Raw genomic sequence first — 1,097 nt, forward strand, 5'->3', positions numbered from 1 at the left:
CGCCAGCCCTACTACCGGTGGCTGGCTGACCCGGTGACCGATGCCGACCTCGCGGAGGCCTACCGGGCGAACGCTCTGTTCAGGGCCCATAAGGACGACCCGGAGTTCGGCTACCGGTTCCTGTTCTACGAGGCTCGCGACGCCGGCCAGGTGATGGCCGAGCGCACAGCGTGGCGGATCTGCTCGAACAACGGCTGGTGGAGTGTGTTCGGCAAGAAACGCGGAAAAGCCAAGCGCCCGGGGCCTGCGGTCCACGACGACCACGTCCAACGCAACTTCACCGCCGATGCTGCGAATCAGCTGTGGCTGGGCGACATCACAGAGCATTGGACGAGCGAAGGCAAGCTCTACCTGTGCGCGTTCAAAGACGTATTCTCCAACCGGATCGTTGGCTACTCCATCAGCGATCGGATGAAGTCCCGGCTCGCGGTCGATGCGCTCGACAACGCCGTCGCCCGCCGAGATTTCGTCGCAGGCTGCGTGGTCCACACCGACAGAGGATCGCAAGGCGCATTCAACTGGTCGAAGCAACACGTTGCTGTTGAATTGATCGTAGGTGTTCGTCCCAAGCTTCAGCGGGGGTTCGCCATTGGAGTCGTTTCCGTGGTCGCGTGTTGAGAGCGTGGGCGACTGCCGCGAGATCGTCTGGGTTCCATCGCGAGAGATCAGTTCCCTTCGGAAAGTATTGGCGCAGTAGTCCATTCGCATTCTCGTTGGTACCTCGTTGCCATGGGCTGTGTGGATCGGCGAAGTACACCTTCAGCCCGGTGTCGATGGTGAACTGGGCGTGTGCGGACATTTCCTTTCCTCGGTCCCAGGTCAGCGAGCGTTTGAGTTCGGTGGGCATCGACGCCAGTGCCTGTGCCAACGCTCTGTTCATCGACACCGCTCCGTATCCCGACAGTGCCGGCCCGTTCTTGGTGATCGGTTGCTGTCGCCACCCACGCTCCCGTGGCAGGTGCACGAGGGTGGTGTATCCGGTTGTGCGCTCGACGATGGTGCCGATCGCGGACCTGTCCGTGCCGATGATGAGATCACCTTCGTGGTGCCCGGGGATCGCACGGTCGTCGGCTTCTTCGGGACGCTCGCTGATGAGT

2 protein-coding genes are annotated in these 1,097 nt (G+C 62.2%); one reads left to right on the forward strand and one right to left on the reverse strand.

Annotated elements, in window-relative coordinates; all coding sequences use genetic code 11:
- On the forward strand, positions 1–618 hold a 618-nt coding region (locus AC0B9F_RS38420; protein WP_472010478.1), incomplete at its 5' end, for a DDE-type integrase/transposase/recombinase.
- Here AC0B9F_RS38420 and AC0B9F_RS38425 read toward each other — a convergent pair.
- Positions 515–1,097, reverse strand: a 583-nt coding sequence (locus tag AC0B9F_RS38425) for an IS30 family transposase (protein WP_472010480.1), incomplete at its 5' end; no start/stop codon positions are given. The genes AC0B9F_RS38420 and AC0B9F_RS38425 overlap by 104 nt on opposite strands.

It is taken from the genome of Streptomyces sp. NPDC097129 (genome assembly GCF_055668065.1).